This window comes from Sphingopyxis sp. 550B, assembly GCF_057401805.1.
On sequence record NZ_CM171610.1, the window covers coordinates 815,671 to 832,229 of the forward strand.

Consider the following 16,559-nt stretch of genomic DNA (forward strand, 5'->3'; position numbering starts at 1 on the left):
CCGCCGCGTCAGAAGTTGAGTTTCGCCTGGACGGCGATCGTCCGCGGCGGATTGATGAACTTGGAAATGATCCCCGCCGCCAGCGGCGTGTTGAAGGCGTGCGAGCCGGTCAGCTTGTTGGTCAGATTCTTTCCGACCAGCGCCAGTTCCCACGCCTTGTCCGACGAGCGGACGCCGAGGCGCAGGTCGAGCTTGGCGAAGCTGCGCTGGACCGCGTCGGGGTTGTAGCTTTCCTCCAGATAGGTGTTGCTGCGGAAGGTCATGCCGCCGTTGGCGATGAAGTCGATCGCGCCGCTGACGGGCAGCGCGATATCGGCGAACAGCGTTCCGCTCCATTTCGGGGCGCGCGGCAACGGCCGGCCCGCGGCGTTGTTGTTCGCCGGGACGCAGGTCGGATTGTCGAACGGACAGGGCGCGCCGAGGAAATCGAGATAGGTCGAATCGAGATAGGCGAGCGAGCCGGTGAGCGAGACGCCGTCGGCCACGTCCAGGATGAAATCGCTTTCGAAGCCCTGGCTGCGCGCCTTGCCCGCGTTGGTCGTGATGAAGGCGGTCGAGACCGCGTCGAACGAACTGACCTGGAGATTCTTGAAGATGGTGCGATAGGCCGAGATGTTGAAGCGCAGCCGGCGGTCGAACAGCGCCACCTTGGCACCCGCCTCGATCGTTTCGGCGCTTTCGGGCTCGATCTCGAACTGCGCCGCGGTCGTCGTCGACTGCGCGCCGATGAAGCCGCCCGCCTTCGACCCCTGGCCGTAGGAGAGATAGAGCATCGCATCGGGACCGGCGTCCCACTGGATCGCGGCCGAAGGATCCCATTCGCGCTCGATCCGCTTGCCCGACAGCGGCGTGGCGAGCCAGGTCGGCTGCACGACGCCGGTGTTCGCGCGCGTCTGATCCGCGATCTTGCGGTCATAGGTGTAGCGCAGGCTGCCGATCAGCCGCAGCGTGTCGCCGATGTGCCAGGTCGCGCTGCCGAAGCCCGACCATACGACATTCTCCTGCCGGAAGACGCGGTCGGCGCGGCCGTCGAAGGGACCGAACGCGATCAGCGTGGTCTGGAACAGGTCGTAGTCGTTCACATGGAAATAGCCGCCGACGATATATTCGAGCGCGCCGTTCGTCGGCGACGCGAGCCGGATTTCCTGCGACAGCTGGTCGAAATTCTCGCCGAAGGACGAGGCGAAGCTGGGGCTGGGACCGAAGTCGGCGTCGAGCCGCTTCTCGAAGCTGTAGGCGGAATAGCCGGTGATCGAGGTCAGCACATGGTCGCCGATCTCGATATTGGCGGTTGCCGAGGCGTTGAAATTCTTCGTGTTGTCGTAATCCTTGTCGACGAAGCCGGGAAAGCCGCTCGTCGAGCGTTCGAGGTCGGGGTCGTTGGGGGTCAGGAAGCGTTCGACGGGGTTGCCGGTCAGGTCGACCTTGCCGCCCTCGACCTTGACCAGCACATCGACCGGCCCGCCCGAATCGAGCAGCACCGAAGCGCGGCCGAACCAGGCCTCGCGCTTGGTCTCGTTGCCGCCCTGGATCAGGTTCCGGACATAGCCGTCGGACTTTTCATACTGGCCGGCGAGGCGGACGCTGACGAGGTCGGACACCGGGCCGGACACCATGCCGAACAGCCGCCCGCCGCCCAGCTCGAATTCATAGCTGGCGTCGATCTGGCCGCGGAAATCGCGCGTCGGCTTCGCGCTGACGACGCTGATCGCGCCGGCGCTGGTGTTCTTGCCGACCAGCGCGCCCTGCGGCCCGCGCAGCACCTCGATCCGCTCGACGTCGAGGAAGGGGGCCTGGAACTGGCGCGCGTGGCCGCCGTAGATGCCGTCGACGAACAGGCCGACGGTCTGTTCGAAGGCGAGGTTCCCGGGCTGCGAGCCGATGCCGCGAATGTAGAAGGCATTGTTGCCGGGCGTCGTCTGGACATAGAGGTTGGGGACGTAGCGATCGAGCTCGTTGAAATCCTTGATGCCCATGTCCGCGAGCTGTTCGCCGCCGACGACCGACATCGAGATCGGCACGTCCTGGATGTCCTGCTCGCGCTTCTGCGCGGTGACGACGATGACATTGTCGCTGCTCGCCGCTCCGGGGGCAGCCTGCTGCGCGAACGCGGGCGCGCCGAGCGCGACCGAGCCGACCGAAGCAATCAGAAGAGCACGACGACGAACCGTGCGGACAGTCACTCCCTGCATCCCTCATCTCCCTTTTCGGAACCGGCTCCTGCGATCGGGCCGACCCTTCGTTGCACGACTGCCCGGGGGCGGACCCCTCTGGCATTCCTGTGGGAGAAGCTTAGATTGAAGTCTAAGTATTGTAAAGTAGCTTGACATTTTTTACAGTGGTCCGCACGTTGGACGAGCGGCACAAACGCCGGAAATCCGACATATTTGGCGAGACATATCAATCGGATCGCCATGACGTATGTGAAAGTTTTTTACATTATCCCGTGCGGCGATCGGAGCCGGAAAGACACGGGGATCGACGGGAAGAGGAGGTCTTATGTGGTCGCGGCGCAACATGGTGAAGGCAGGCGCGGCATCGGTCGTCGCCGGCATGGCGAGCGCGACCGGTTTCGCGCGATCCCCCCGGCGCGATGCGCCCAACATCGTCTTCATCCTCGCCGACGATCTGGGCGTTGCCGATCTCGGCTGTTTCGGACGCGAGGATTTCCAGACGCCGCATCTCGATCGCCTCGCCGCGGGCGGGATCGCGCTCGACCGGGCCTATTCCAATTCGAGCGTCTGTTCGCCGACGCGCCTCGCGCTGATGACCGGGCGCTATCAATATCGCCTGCCGGGCGGGCTCGACGAGCCGCTGGGGGTGCATCCCGACCTCGGCCTGCCCCCGTCGGTCGCGACCCTGCCCAGCCTGCTGAAGCGCGCGGGCTATGCGACCTCGCTGGTCGGCAAGTGGCACCTCGGCGGCCTGCCGCAATATGGCCCGCTCAAGAGCGGCTACGACCGCTTCTTCGGCATCTATCAGGGCGGCGCCGACTATTTCCAGCATGGCATGACGATTCGCGGCAAATTCATCCACGACCTGTGGGAGGACGAGACCGAGATTCATCGCCACGGCTATCTGACCGACCTGATCACCGCGCGCAGCGTCGACGAGATGGCGCGGCTGTCGCAGGCGAAGCAGCCCTTCCTGCTCAGCGTCCATTATACCGCGCCGCACTGGCCGTGGGAGGGGCCCGAGGACGAGGCGGTCGCGAAGACGATCCGCGATTCCTTCCATTATGACGGCGGCAGCAACGCGGTCTATGCGGCGATGGTCAAGAGCCTCGACGACGGCGTCGGCCGGATTCTCGAGGCGATCGAGGCGAGCGGACAGGCCGGCAACACGATCGTCGTCTTCACCAGCGACAACGGCGGCGAGCGTTTCTCGAAGGTCTGGCCGTTCCGCGGCATGAAGGGCGAATTGCTCGAAGGGGGCATCCGCGTCCCGGCGATCTTCCGCTGGCCGGGCCACGTTCCCGCCGGCACCCGCAGCGCGCTGACCAACATCACCATGGACTGGGTGCCGACCCTGCTCGCCGCCGCCGCGGCGGAGGCGCCGGCCGGGCTCGGGCTCGAAGGGCGCGACCTGCTGCCCGATCTGGCCGCCGGAAGCGCCGGGCCCGACCGCCTGCTCTTCTGGCGCCACAAGGCGCAGGACCAGCGCGCGGCGATGCGCGGCGCGATGAAATATCTGGCGATGAGCGGGCACGAGTTCCTGTTCGACGTCGCCGCCGACCCGCGCGAGGTCGCCAACCTCCGGACGGTCCGCCCCGACGTCTTCGACGCGCTGAAGGCCGAGTTCGCGGCGTGGGACAAGCAGATGCTGCCCTATCTCGATTCGACCTTCAGCTACGAACTGCGCGGCAACGGCCATCTCGCCGGCTATTGAGCGGACCGGCCGACAGGATATGGACATGACCGCGGATGCACTCCTGCTGATCGAGCGGCGCGGCGACGTCGAATGGGTGACGCTCAACCGGCCCGGGCGGCTCAACGCGCTCGACGACCGGTTGACGGCCGAGCTGCGCGAATATTTCGAGCGGCTCTATCGCCGCCGCGACTGCCGCATCGTCGTGCTGCGCGGCGCCGGCCGGGCTTTCTGCGCGGGGCTCGACCTGGCGAGCGACCAGGCGCGGCGCTTCGCCGAGGGCGGGCTCGCCGAGGCGATGGATGTCCAGCGCGACATCCGCGACATCATGCTGGCGATGCGCCGCTGCCCGCAGCCGATCCTCGCGCTGATGCACGGCGCGGCGGCCGGCGGCGGCTTCGTCCTCGCGTTCGCCGCCGACATCCGCATCGCGACCCCCGACACGCGGATGAACGCCGCCTTCATCAAGGTCGGCCTCGGAGGCTGCGACGTCGGGGCGAGCTATCTGCTGCCGCGGCTGATCGGCGCCTCCCCCGCCGCTTCGATCCTGTTCACCGGGCGCGACCTGTCCGCCGACCGCGCGCTGACGCTGGGCCTGCTGTCCGACGTCGTCGCGCCGGAGGCGCTGGAATCGACCGCCGAAGCCTATCTCGCCGCGATGCGCGCGACCGCGCCGGAGGCGCTGCGGATGACGAAGCAATGCTTCAACCACAGCCTCGACGCGCCGAGTTTCGAGGCGGCGCTCGCGATGGAGGATCGCAACCAGCTGTTGCTGGGGAACGAGCCCGCCTTTCGCGAAGGCCGGACCGCCTTCCTCGAAAAGCGAGCGCCGCGCTTCGATCAGCCCTGATCGCGCGGCGCTTCGGGGTCGGGCTTCGAATCGAGCGTGACGGGGTCGCCCCACGGCTGGCGGAAGGCGCTGCGCAGCGCATCGATCTGCTGCTGGCCGATGCGATAGGCCAAGACGTCGGTCACTTCGCGCACGATGCGGTTCGCATTCTTGCGCATCCAGCGTCCCTTTTCGGTGAGCGCGACGATCTTGACCCGCTTGTCGCCGGGATCGGGGCGCAGCTCGAAAACGCCGCGCTTGACGAGCGATCCGATGGTCAGGTGGACCGCCTGCCGCGTCAGGCGCAGGTTGCGCGCGATTTCGGCGGGGCGCACGATGTTCATCTGGACGTGGATCATGATCATCGATTCGGTCCGCGACAGTTGCGGAATGCCCGCCGCCTTCAGGCTGCGCTGCAGGCTTTCGTCGAACCATTCGAACCCCTCCATCAGCGATACGAACAGAAATTCGGTTTCGATCACGACGCAAATCCCCTGCCGCCCGGCCCGGCCCGGCGATACACGGCAGCCGCCGAAAGGTTAAGTCGCTTGACGAGACGCGGGGCGGGCTACTGCGACGCCGCGGAAACCGATGACCCCTTCAGCGCCGCTCGGGGCCCAGATGAACGGCGAGATGCTTGATCCCGCACACGAAATTGCTCTGAAGATAGGCCGGGTCCCGCACCGCGCCGATTTCGGGGAACCGGCCCAGCAGCGCGCGCAGGATCGCATTCAGCTGCAGCGCCGCGATCCGCGCGCCGAGGCAATGGTGGATGCCGATTCCGAACGACAGATGGCGCGCCGCGTTCGGCCGCGCGATGTCGAGCCGGTGCGGATCGTCGAACATTTCGGGGTCGCGATTGGCCGCGCCATAGAGCATGGCGACGCGGTCGCCGGCCGCGATCGGCTGCCCGCCCACCTCGACGTCCGACCGGGCGACGCGCATCATCTGGATGACCGGGGTGACGAAGCGCAGCAACTCGGGGATCGCCCGCGCGATCAGATCGGGATTTTCGGCGAGCATCCGCCGCTGGTCGGGCGCGGCGCTCAGCGCGACGATGCTGCCCGACAGCGAATTGCGCGTCGTTTCGTTGCCCGCCGCCAGCAGCAGGGTGAACATCCCCCGCCGGACGTTCCGCATCCCTGCCTCTTCGCCGCCGAACATCTGCGCCACCACGCTCAGCAGGTCGTCGCCGGGCTCGGCCGAACGGCGTTCGAGAAGCCGGGTGCCATAATCGAAGACCTCCTCGAACACGGCGTTCGAATCCTCGGCGCTCGCGCCATATTCGGGGTCGGACGTGCCGACCAGCCGGTTCGTCCAGTCAAAGACGCGCGCCCGGTCGGCCTCGGGAATGTCGAGCAGCAGGCACAGCGTGCGAATGGGGACCACCGCCGCCACCCGCGTGACGAACTCGATTTCCGTGTTGGCGGGCAGCGCCGCCACCATGTCGCGAACGAAGCTGTCGATCCGGGCCTCGAGCCGGTGCAGCGCCGACGGCAGGAAATGCGCCTGCATCGGCCGGCGGATTCGCGTATGGTCGGGCGGATCCATGGTCAGCAGCGTGCTGGTGATCGCTTCGCGGATATGCGGCTTCAAGGCCGCGACGCCGCCCTGCTCGAAGACCCGGAAACCCTGGGTCGAGGTGAAATTCGCGGTGTCGCGCGAAACGGCCTCGACGTCCCGGTGCCGCGTCAGGACCCAGATCGGCGGCGATCGGCCATCGCCGGGGTTGCGATAGACCGGCTCCGCCGTCCGGATCGCGTCATAGACGGCAAAGGGATGGCCGTCGCGGAAGGTTTCGGACCGGGTGAGATCGAACGGCCTCGTCCGTGTGTCGAGCATGGGTCGTTTGTCCTTTCCGTGGTCGTGGTCATGGCGCATCGCCGATCCGCGCATCGCGGAGCGCCCGCTTCAGCACCTTGCCGGCGGCGGACCGCGGAAGCGGTTCGGCAAGGAATTCATAGCTTTTCGGAATCTTGTATCCGGCGATCCGTTCGCGGCAGATGCTGTCGAGATCGGCCTCGGACGGGGGTTCGGCGCCTTCGGCCACCACCAGGATCGCGTGGACGCGCTCTCCCCAGTCGGGGTCGGGCAGACCGATGACCGCGCTTTCGATGACCGCCGGGTGATAGGACAGCGCATTCTCGACCTCGATCGAATAGACATTCTCGGCGCCCGAGACGATCATGTCCTTCAGCCGGTCGGTGATGAAGAGATAGCCGTCGGCGTTGCGATAGCCCGCATCGCGCGTGTGCAGCCAGCCGTCGCGCAGCACCTCGGCGGTTTCCTCCGGCCGGCCGAGATAGCCCATCATCACATTGTCGCCGCGCCCGACGATCTCGCCCACCTCGCCCGGCGCGCATTCGCGGCCCTGCGGGTCGAGGATGCGGATGTCGTACCCCACGCAGGGCCGGCCGCACGAGCGCAGCAGCGCGGGATCGGCGTCGGCGGCGTGATCCGCGGGCGACAGGAAGGCCGCGGCCGGGAATTCCGTCTGGCCATAGCCCTGGACGAAGCGAATCCCCGGAAACTGGCGCCGCGCCCTTTCGAGCGAGGCGGCCGCCATCGGCGACCCGCCATAGCCGAGGTAGCGTAGCTGCGACAGGTCGAGCCCGCGGTCGGCGGCTTCGCGGGTCAGCCGCTCGATCATCACCGGGACGGTGAAGCAGTGGGTGACGCCGAAGCGCGCGAAATCGGCGAGCATCGCCCCGCAATCGAAGGCGGGGCGAAAGACATGGGTGCCGGCGGCCATGGTGCCGAACAGCGTGCCGATGTCGGCGAGGTGGAACATCGGCGCGGCGTGGAAGAGCACGTCGCCCGGGGCGAAATCGATATGCGCGAGAAGGTTCATCGCCATCGCGGTCAGATTGCCGTGGCTGAGCATCACGCCCTTCGGCAGCCCGGTCGTGCCGCCGGTGTAGAAGATGCCCGCGAGTTCGCCCGCGCCGTCATGTTCGGCGCGCGGTTCCGCCGCCGCGGCGAGCGCCGGCAGCTCCGCATCGAGCGAAAGGGTACGCGCGACCGCGCCGCGTGCGCGCAGTTCCGCCGCCGCGCCCGCGAACGCCGCATCGTGAAGCAGAAGGCCCACCTGCGCATCGCGAAGCTGGAAATCGAGTTCGGCGACGGCGAGCCGCGTGTTGAGCGGCACGAGGACGCCGCCGCACCACGGCACCGCGTACCACGCCTCGAAATAGGCGATGCCGTTGTGCGCGAGGACCGCGACGCGCCGCTCGGGATCGATTCCCGCATCGGCGAGGACGGCGGCGATGCGCGCCACGCGATCGGCGATCTCGCGCCACGTCAGAGCGCGCTCCCCCTCGATCGCGGCGATCCTGTCCGGCGCCGCCCGCGCGGCCCGGACGAGCGCGTTGCTCACCCTCATCCCATGATTCCTCTTGTCAATTTAATTGACAATATTATCGGGACGGCGCGACGTGTCAATGACGGCGCGGCGCAGCAGGCGCGCGCGACCGGCAAGCAGGATATTGGCCGGAGACCGGCGCTAGGCGGGCAGCGCGCCCCAATCCTGGCCGAGCGCGGCGCGCAGCGCCTTCAGCGCGCGGGCGCCGATGCGCTCGCCGATCGTGCGTTCGAGCTGCATGAGAATCTCGAGCGCGTCGGCGCGCAGTTGCGCGGACTTTTCGCTGAAACCGACGAGCGAGGCCCGCTTGTCGTCGGGGTCCGGTTCGACGGTGATCAGCCCCTGTTCGCCCATTTCCTGGAGCATCTTGCTCACCGCCTGCCGCGAGATGCCGAGGTTGCGCGCGATGTCGGACGGCCGGTGGATGCCGAGCGCGATATTGGCGAGCGTGAACGATTGCGACCGCGAGATGCTCTGCCAGCCGCGCGCCTTGAGCGCCGACTGCAACCCTTCGTCGAACCAGTAGAAGGCGCGCATCAGATCCATCATCAGATAACCGTCGTTCATCCCGTCCGCTTCGCCTGTTTTGCGCGATTGCGCAACCAGGTTGAGCGCGGCCTGCGTCAGCGGGAAGAAATAGGCGCCGTCGTGAAAGGCCAGCGGCGCCGGGGCCGCACCGTGGGCGATATCGACGATCTCGCCGATCACCACGACATGCGTGCCGTGGTCGACGCATTGGGCGATGCGCAAGACCATCGCCGCGCAGCCGTCGGCGAGCCGCGGCGGCTTTCCCGCCTCGAGCAGCCATTCGCCGACCGCGAACTTGTCCTCGCCCGCCGCGCCGCCGCCGCAGCGGCGCGACACCTCTTCCTGCTCCTCCGACAGCAGGCTGAGGCCGATCTCGGTTCCCTCGGCCACTGCGGTATAGGTGGCATTGGACCGGTTGATGCACACCAGCATCGACGGCGGGTCCATGCTCACCTCGCAGAAAGCGGTGGCGGCCATGGCATGGCGCACGCCGCGATGCTCGGCGGTGAGCACCGCGACGGGGCGCACCAGCCCGCGTAGCGCAAGGCGCAGCGCGGCGGCGATCTCCTGAGTGGTTTGCGGCTTTTCCATCGCCCTCCCTTGCCATCCCCTATAATATTAGTCAACTAAGTTGACATTATAGAGCGCGTGACTATGACTCGCTCCGGAAATTGGAAGGAGAGGATGATGACCGAACCCCTGGCCGATCGCCGCATTCCGGCGGGCGACGATTATCTGAGCCGCGAGGAACTGGACGCGATCACCCCCGAGGGGCTGATCGAGCGCACGCGCGCGCTAAAGCCGCTGGTCGCCGCGCGCGCGGCCTCGGCCGAGCGCCAGCGGCGTCCCGACGACGAGGTATGGAATGCACTGCGCCGCAGTGGCTATTTCTATCTTTACGTGCCGCGGCGCTTCGGCGGGCTGGAGTTCGACCCCGACACCTATATCAGCGCGACGCTGCCGATCGCCGAGGCCTGTCCCTCGACCGGCTGGACCGCCTGCTTCGCCGCCGAGCATAACTGGCTGATCGCGCAGCTGCCCGAAGCGACGCAGGCCGAGGTGTGGGGCAGGACCCCCTACGTCATCGCCCCCAGCGTCGCCGCGCCGCCGGGAACGGCGACCCCGGTCGAGGGCGGCTATCGCCTGTCCGGCCGCTGGAAGTGGGGCACGGTGGTGATGCACGCCGACTGGGTGCTGCTCAACGCGCTGGAGGCGCGGGAGGGCGCGCCGCCGATCGTGCGCATGATGCTGCTTCCCGCCGATCAGGTGCGCGTGATCGACACGTGGCACATGGCGGGCATGGCGGCGACGGGAAGCAACGACATCGTCGCCGAGGACGTCTTCGTCCCCGCCGGCTATCAGTTCGCGGTGCAGCCGGTCCGTTCGGGGCGCGGCAACGGCCGCGCACTTTATGGTCCCGGCCTTTACGGCTCGCCGATGCTGCCCAATCTGTGCGTGACCGCGTCGATCCCGGCGCTCGGCGCCGCGCGGCAGGCGATCGCGCTGTGCGGCGAGCGGCTGAAGAACCATGTCAAGATGGGCAGCGGCAACGCCAGCGTCGAAAAGCCCGCGGCGCAGATGCGCCTCGCGCGCGCCGACCTGCTGGCGCGGTCCGCCGAGCGCACGATCCGCTGGGCCGCGAAGGAGAATCTGGCGATCGGCGAAATCGACGAGCCCGAACAGACGACCGAGCGCATCCGCCTTCGCGCCGAAATCGCCATCGCGGTCCAGCAATGCGTCGAGGCGGTCCGGACGTGCTGCGAGGCGGTGGGATCGAGCGTCCATGCGCTCGACAACCCGATGCAGCGCCTGCTGCGCGACGTGCAGGTCATGCAGAGCCACATCGTCTATGACCTCGACGTCGCGACCGAACTGCATGGCCGCGCGCTCGTCGGACTGCCGCCGAACTCGCTCCTGCTTTAGAGCATCGAGCATTAAATCTGAACCGTTTGCCCTGAGCTTGTCGAAGCCTGTCCTGAGCGCCTGCAAGGCAGTCGAAGGGGGCCGTTCTTTCTTTCGGCGCCGCAAGAAGAAGGACGGTGCTTCGACAAGCTCAGCACGAACGGCAGAAAGGGTGATGCAGATTTAACGCACGACAGCTCATCGCCGCCGGAAAACCGCCAAAGGTCGCCATCACTGCTATCATGCGAAAAATCATCGTCACCGCAAACGCTCTCCTCAAAGCCAATAGACTCTGGGTCAAAGTACGCGCTTGACCATCACGGATACTCTAAGACCCGTGGGGATTCGGATTTCGGCACGGTTTCTCTTTTCCGCCACCCTGACCTTGTCCGGCAATGATCCCCTTTCGACAAGTCACCGTTCCCCGGCGAAAGCCGGGGGCCATGCGGGGCGGCGCTGTGCCATCTGGACCCCGGCTTTCGCCGGGGAACAGCGCCTGACCTGACTGAAGGGTATAGATGCCAGCCTGTTTCAGAGCCTGCCCCCGGACCCGATCGGGGGGGCATGGTCCGCCCTCGTCTGAAAGGCGGCGCAAAAGGGAAGGTCCGGCCATGGATGCTGAAACAAGTTCAGCATGACGAATCGATGAGGCAGCGTGCCGAACGCCGAATCCCCACAGGCCTTAAAGGATGCGCCGCGCGCGGACCGCGCCGGCGCGTCAATCGCGCTTCGCCAGCCCGTTCGCCAGCAGGTCGTTCGCGGTCCGCGCGACCGCCTCGATATCGGCGTCGGCGTCCCACAGGCCATAGCGCATGCCGAGGAAGACGTTCATGCCGGCGATCGCCCAGGCGGCGACCTCGCCGGCGTCGGCGCGAATCTCGCCGCGCGCCGCGCCGCTCGCCAGCCGCTGGCGGATACGCTCGACCGTCGTTTCATAGTGGCGGCGGTAACTGGCGTAATCGACGAACTCCGCCTCGTCGATGATGCGATAGATTTCCCGATGCTCGCGCACGAAGCCGAGGAAGGATTCGAGGCCGATGCGCTCGGCGGCGATCTCGTCGGGCGCGGCCTGGACGATCGGCGTGACATGATCGCGCAATTGCTCACTCATGTAACGGACGAGCGCCTGGAAGATCTCCTCCTTCGAATCGAAATAGGTGTAGAAGCTACCGAGCGCGGTTCCCGCGCGGCGGGTGATGCCGCTGATCGACGCGTCGTGAAAACCGCGCTCGCCGAACTCGACCGCCGCAGCGTCGAGCAGCTTGCGCAGCGTGCGCCGGCCGCGCTCGGTGCGCGGCGCCTTATCCGGATTGCCCGGATTGGCCGGGTTATCCGGATTGCCGGCTTCGGCTCCCGCCGTCTGCGCCCGATCCATGACTGCCTTCCATCTCCCCATTCTCCGGCCTTTCTGCATCGTGGCTTTTATGCATCGCTGACAAGCAAAAAAACCGGGGCTGAAGTTCAAAGTTGAAACCCGGTTCAACTTTCATTATTGGGTGGCTCGCGGCTTGGCAAGCGCCAGCCCCGAAAAATCAAACGGACGGCAAGGGGCCGTCCGTCCATGGGAGAGTCACATGCGTCCGTTCGCCCGCCGCCTCCGCACTGCTATCTGCGCGACCAGCGCGCTGTCGCTGCTCGCCTTCACCCCCGCCGCCTTCGCGCAGCAGGACGAAGGCGCGAGCAACGACGACAGCGCCGAAATCATCGTCACCGCGCGCCGCCGCGACGAACGGCTGATCGACGTGCCGATCGCCGTCACCGCGCTGTCGGCGGACACGCTGTCCAAGGCCGGGGCGATCGACATCACCGACGTCGCCAACATGGCGCCCAACACGACGCTGGAAAATTCGCGCGGCACCAATTCGACGCTCACCGCCTTCATCCGCGGCGTCGGCCAGCAGGACCCGGTGCCGGGGTTCGAGGCGGGCATCGGCATCTATCTCGACGACGTCTATCTGAACCGGCCGCAGGGCGCGGTTCTCGACATCTATGACGTCGAGCGGATCGAGGTGCTGCGCGGTCCGCAGGGCACGCTCTATGGCCGCAACACGATCGGCGGCGCCGTCAAATATGTGACGCGCGCGCTCAACCCCGATTCGCCCGAGCTGCGCATCCGCGGCACGCTGGGCACCTACAAGCAGGCCGACCTCGTCGTCACCGCAAGCGCGCCGATCAGCGACATCGTCCGCGTCGGCGGCTCGGTCGCGCGCCTGTCGCGCGGCGGCTTCGGCGACAATCTGAACATCAAGGGGCTGGAAAACTACAACAAGGACGTCTGGGCCGGCCGCGCGACGGTCGAAATGGGCGGCAACGGCGCGCCGGTGCTCATCCGCATCTCGGGCGACTACACGCGCGACAAGTCCGATCCGCGTAACGGCCACCGCCTGATCCCCGGGCTCGTCTCGGGCGCGCCGGTGCTCGACAATGTCTACGACACGCGCGCCGGGCTCAACGACCCCAGGCAGGACGTCAAGGCCTATGGCCTTGCGATGAACGTCTCGGCCGAACTCGGCGACACGGTGACGCTGCGGTCGATCAGCGCGTGGCGCAAGGACACCAGCTTCACGCCGATCGATTTCGACGCGCTGCCGTCGGTCGACGTCGACGTGCCCGCCGTCTATCGCAACGAGCAGCTCAGCCAGGAATTCCAGCTTCTCTATGAGGGCGACCGGCTGCACGGCCTCGTCGGCTTCTATTATCTCGATGCCAAGGCGGCGACCTCGTTCGACGTGCTGCTGGGGCTGTCCGGCGACCGCCTCTATGGGCTTCCCGGCCTCAACGGCTACACGGCGGGCGACGTGCGGACGAACACCTGGTCGGTGTTCGGCGACGCCACCATCGACTTCACCGACCAGCTCAGCCTGTCGGTCGGCGGCCGCTATACGAACGACAAGCGCCATGCCTTCATCTACAAGGCGAACCGGATCACCGGCCTGTCGCCCGAATTCGGCGGCACGCTCGACCCGATCGCGATCGCGGTCGCGACCGATTTCCGGGGCGAGCGCACGTTCAAGGAATTCACCCCGCGCGCTTCGCTGAGCTTCAAGCCCGACGCCGACAACATGATCTACGCCTCCTATTCGAAGGGCTTCAAGGGCGGCGGCTTCGACCCGCGCGGATCGGGCACGTCGGCGCCGATCAGCAACCCTTCGGCGGGCCGCACCTATGAGGATATCTACAACTTCCTCGCCTTCGATCCCGAAAAGGTCGACAGCTACGAAATCGGCTACAAGGGCTCGCTGCTCGACCGCCGCCTGACGCTCAGCCTTGCCGGATTCTACATGGACTATAAGGATGTGCAGATTCCCGGCTCGGTGGGCTGCACCGTCGGCGGGGTACAGACCTTCTGCGGCATCACCACCAATGCCGCGAAGGCGCGGCTTCAGGGCATCGAGGCCGAGGCGAACGCCATCCTCGCGCGCGATTTCGCGGGTGCCGGCTCGACCTTCCGCTTCAACGGCGGGTTCGGCTATATCGACGCCAAGTACAAGCGCTTCATCGGCCCCACCGGCGACGATGTCGCCAACCAGCGCACGTTCCAGAACACGCCCAAATGGACGGCGATGGGCTCGCTCGCGGCGGGCATCCCCGCGATGGGTGGCATGGTCGATGCCTCGACCGGCCTCACCTATCGCAGCAAGACGCATCAGTTCGAGGTGCCGATCCCGGCGCTCGACCAGCCCGGCTATGTGCTGTGGGACGCAAGCCTCGTCTGGACCGCCGACGGCGGCGATTATTCGATCGGGCTGCACGGCAAGAATCTGACCGACAAGCGCTATATCACCTCGGGCTATAATTATCAGAACGCCGCCGGCGTCTCGACGCTGGGCGACGAGGGCGTGCTGACCGCCTTCTACGGCAACCCACGGCAGGTCTTCGTCACCGGCACGGTCAAATTCTGACCCGCCGCACCGTCAAAAAGGGGGAAAGGGGCGTCCGTAGCGGCGCCCCTTTTTCTATGGGTGTCCGCCGAGCGGCGGCGCGGCGGTCGCGGCGACCATGCGTTCGCCGTCGATGACGATCGGGCTCGCGACGCCGTCGATCGATGCGCCTTCGGGGCGGAAGCGCATCCCGCGCGCGATCACCTGCGGGTCGGCGAAGACGCCGGCGAGGTCGTTGATCGGCCCGGCGGGCACGCCTTCGGCCTCGAGCGCGAGCGACAGCGGCTGGCCTTCCCAGGTCGCGATCTTCGCCGCGAGCAGCGGGATCAGCTCGGCGCGGTTGGCCAGCCGTGCCGCGTTGGTCGCGAAGCGCGGGTCGTCGCCCCATTGCGGCTCGCCCAGGATCGCGCAGAGCTTGCGATACTGCCCGTCGTTGCCGACCGCGACGACGAGCTGGCCGTCGGCGGTCGCGAACGCCTGATAGGGCACGACATTGGCGTGGCCGTTGCCCATGCGCTTCGGCGCCACGCCGCTCGCCAGATAATTGGCGGCCTGGTTCGCGAGCACCGCGACCTGCGCGTCGAGCAAGGCCATATCGACATGCGCGCCCGCGCCGGTGACGTCACGGCGCCGCAGCGCCGCGAGGATCGCGACCGTCGCATACATGCCGGTGAAGATGTCGGCATAGGCGATCCCCGCCTTCTGCGGCGCTCCGTCGGGTTCGCCGGTCAGCGACATGAAACCGCTCATCGCCTGGACGATGAAGTCGTAGCCGGCGCGGTGCGCGTAGGGACCGGTCTGGCCGAAGCCGGTGATCGAACAGACGATCAGGCGCGGGAAATCGGCGCGCAGCCGCGCGGGATCGAGCCCATATTTGACCAGCCCGCCGACCTTGTAATTCTCGATCACGACATCGGCGTCGGCGAGCAGCGCGCGCACCTCGGCCTGTCCCTGCGCGGTCGCGATGTCGATCGCGACGCTGCGCTTGCCGCGGTTGCAGCTGTGATAATAAGCGGCGCCCAGATTCGCGCCGTCCTCGTCCGTGACGAAGGGCGGCCCCCAGTGGCGGGTGTCGTCGCCCGCGACCGGCCGCTCGACCTTGACCACCTCGGCGCCGAGGTCGGCGAGCAATTGCCCGCACCACGGCCCCGCGAGCACGCGCGCCAGCTCGACGACGCGCAGACCTTCCAGCGGCCTCATCCCGGGAAAAAGCGCTGCGGGTCGGCGAGAGCCATGGCGATGTTCCTTTGGAGTGCGGCCCGGAAATCCTAGGGCGTGGTTTCGGCCTGCTTGCGGACCATCGCGGCGGCCTGGCCGTCGCGCGGCTCCAATATCGCCGCGGTTTCGATCAGGTCGAGCGCGCGGCGCGCCTCGTGATAGCGGCGCGCGTCGATCAGCCACTCGGTCGCCGCCTCGGCACCGGGCAGCGCCTGCACCTCTTCGATCGCCTTGTCCACCTGCCCGCCCGCCAGATAGCGGCGCGCCCGGTCGAGCCGTTCCGACGCGCGCGTCGACTGGCTGCCCGCCGGCCGCACGACGAACAGTTCGCCGAACTCGCGCTTGATGCCGGTCCACAGATTGCCGTTGCCGTCGCTCCGCCCGACGAGCTGCGGCGCCAGACCGTCGAGGTCGCTGCGCAGCTGTTCGAGCGTGATCGGATCGCGCGAGGTGTCGATGATCGTCTTGACCGCATTGGGCTGATCGTCGCCGAAGCGCAGGCGCAGCTGCGCGTCGAGATAGCCGAGCGACAGGCCGCGATCGAGCGCGCGGCGCACCGCGAAGGCGACGAGCAGCCCCTCCGCGCGCGAGGCGTTGCCCGACGCCGACGCCGCCTCGATCGTGATGCGCGACAGTCTTTGTTCGAGTTCGGCGACCCGCGCCGCGAGCGCATTGGCGCCGTCGACCGGCGCGACGACGAGCGCCGGCTGGCTCGCCGCCGCAGCCGGCGCAGCCGCCTCGTCGGCGCCGCCCGCCACCGGCACGCCGCCGGGAACGGGCGCTTCGAGGACCTTCGCCACCGGCGGCGCCTGCCGGCCGGTCATCAGCCGGCTCATCGCCCAGCCGCCGCCGACCAGGCCGATCAGCAGCAGCAGGAGCGCCCCGATCGCGAGCATCCGCAACGACGGCCCCCGGCCCTGGACACTCGGTTCGGCGCGCGCCATTTTGTCGCTGTCGATTGCCATATTCTTCT

12 protein-coding genes are annotated in these 16,559 nt (G+C 67.4%); 4 read left to right on the forward strand and 8 right to left on the reverse strand.

The window, feature by feature from the left end; translation table 11 throughout:
* Nucleotides 1-8: 8 nt before the first annotated feature.
* Nucleotides 9-2,183: a TonB-dependent receptor gene (locus AC2S9W_RS03765; RefSeq protein ID WP_486571644.1), complete on the reverse strand. Its 2,175-nt coding sequence runs from the start codon at nt 2,181-2,183 to the stop codon at nt 9-11.
* 316 nt (nt 2,184-2,499) lie between these two features.
* Between AC2S9W_RS03765 and AC2S9W_RS03770 the strand changes: the two genes are divergently transcribed.
* Together AC2S9W_RS03770 and AC2S9W_RS03775 are read left to right on the forward strand one after the other, a co-directional pair.
* Nucleotides 2,500-3,888: a sulfatase-like hydrolase/transferase gene (locus AC2S9W_RS03770; RefSeq protein WP_486571645.1), complete on the forward strand. Its 1,389-nt coding sequence runs from the start codon at nt 2,500-2,502 to the stop codon at nt 3,886-3,888.
* 25 nt (nt 3,889-3,913) lie between these two features.
* The gene (locus tag AC2S9W_RS03775; RefSeq protein ID WP_486571646.1) at nt 3,914-4,717 is read left to right on the forward strand and encodes an enoyl-CoA hydratase/isomerase family protein; all 804 of its coding nucleotides are present in this window, start codon (nt 3,914-3,916) and stop codon (nt 4,715-4,717) included.
* Here the strand turns inward: AC2S9W_RS03775 and AC2S9W_RS03780 are convergent.
* The 4 genes from AC2S9W_RS03780 to AC2S9W_RS03795 form a co-directional block, all read right to left on the reverse strand.
* Nucleotides 4,708-5,178 carry a MarR family winged helix-turn-helix transcriptional regulator gene (locus tag AC2S9W_RS03780; protein WP_067109418.1) on the reverse strand — a complete coding sequence of 157 codons (471 nt, stop codon included), beginning with the start codon at nt 5,176-5,178 and terminating at the stop codon, nt 4,708-4,710. The two genes, AC2S9W_RS03775 and AC2S9W_RS03780, sit on opposite strands and share 10 nt — an antisense overlap.
* Before the next feature lie 118 nt (nt 5,179-5,296).
* Nucleotides 5,297-6,538: a cytochrome P450 gene (locus AC2S9W_RS03785; protein ID WP_486571647.1), complete on the reverse strand. Its 1,242-nt coding sequence runs from the start codon at nt 6,536-6,538 to the stop codon at nt 5,297-5,299.
* Nucleotides 6,539-6,566: 28 nt separating this feature from the next.
* Entirely contained in the window at nt 6,567-8,078 is a 1,512-nt protein-coding gene (locus AC2S9W_RS03790) for an AMP-binding protein (RefSeq protein WP_486571648.1), read from the reverse strand.
* 120 nt (nt 8,079-8,198) lie between these two features.
* Nucleotides 8,199-9,176: a flavin reductase gene (locus AC2S9W_RS03795; protein ID WP_286750252.1), complete on the reverse strand. Its 978-nt coding sequence runs from the start codon at nt 9,174-9,176 to the stop codon at nt 8,199-8,201.
* Nucleotides 9,177-9,272: 96 nt separating this feature from the next.
* Between AC2S9W_RS03795 and AC2S9W_RS03800 the strand changes: the two genes are divergently transcribed.
* The gene (locus AC2S9W_RS03800; protein ID WP_207797328.1) at nt 9,273-10,508 is read left to right on the forward strand and encodes an acyl-CoA dehydrogenase family protein; all 1,236 of its coding nucleotides are present in this window, start codon (nt 9,273-9,275) and stop codon (nt 10,506-10,508) included.
* Between the two features lie 697 nt (nt 10,509-11,205).
* Here AC2S9W_RS03800 and AC2S9W_RS03805 read toward each other — a convergent pair.
* Nucleotides 11,206-11,862, reverse strand: coding sequence for a TetR/AcrR family transcriptional regulator (locus AC2S9W_RS03805; RefSeq protein ID WP_234002533.1), 657 nt, complete (start codon nt 11,860-11,862; stop codon nt 11,206-11,208).
* Between the two features lie 199 nt (nt 11,863-12,061).
* Here AC2S9W_RS03805 and AC2S9W_RS03810 point away from each other — a divergent pair, with 199 nt between their 5' ends.
* The gene (locus AC2S9W_RS03810) at nt 12,062-14,389 is read left to right on the forward strand and encodes a TonB-dependent receptor (protein WP_486571649.1); all 2,328 of its coding nucleotides are present in this window, start codon (nt 12,062-12,064) and stop codon (nt 14,387-14,389) included.
* 54 nt (nt 14,390-14,443) lie between these two features.
* Here AC2S9W_RS03810 and AC2S9W_RS03815 read toward each other — a convergent pair whose 3' ends face one another.
* The gene (locus tag AC2S9W_RS03815; RefSeq protein ID WP_104960196.1) at nt 14,444-15,568 is read right to left on the reverse strand and encodes a CaiB/BaiF CoA transferase family protein; all 1,125 of its coding nucleotides are present in this window, start codon (nt 15,566-15,568) and stop codon (nt 14,444-14,446) included.
* Nucleotides 15,569-15,636: 68 nt separating this feature from the next.
* Entirely contained in the window at nt 15,637-16,551 is a 915-nt protein-coding gene (locus AC2S9W_RS03820; protein ID WP_076073366.1) for a mitofilin family membrane protein, read from the reverse strand.
* Between the last annotated feature and the right edge of the window lie 8 nt (nt 16,552-16,559).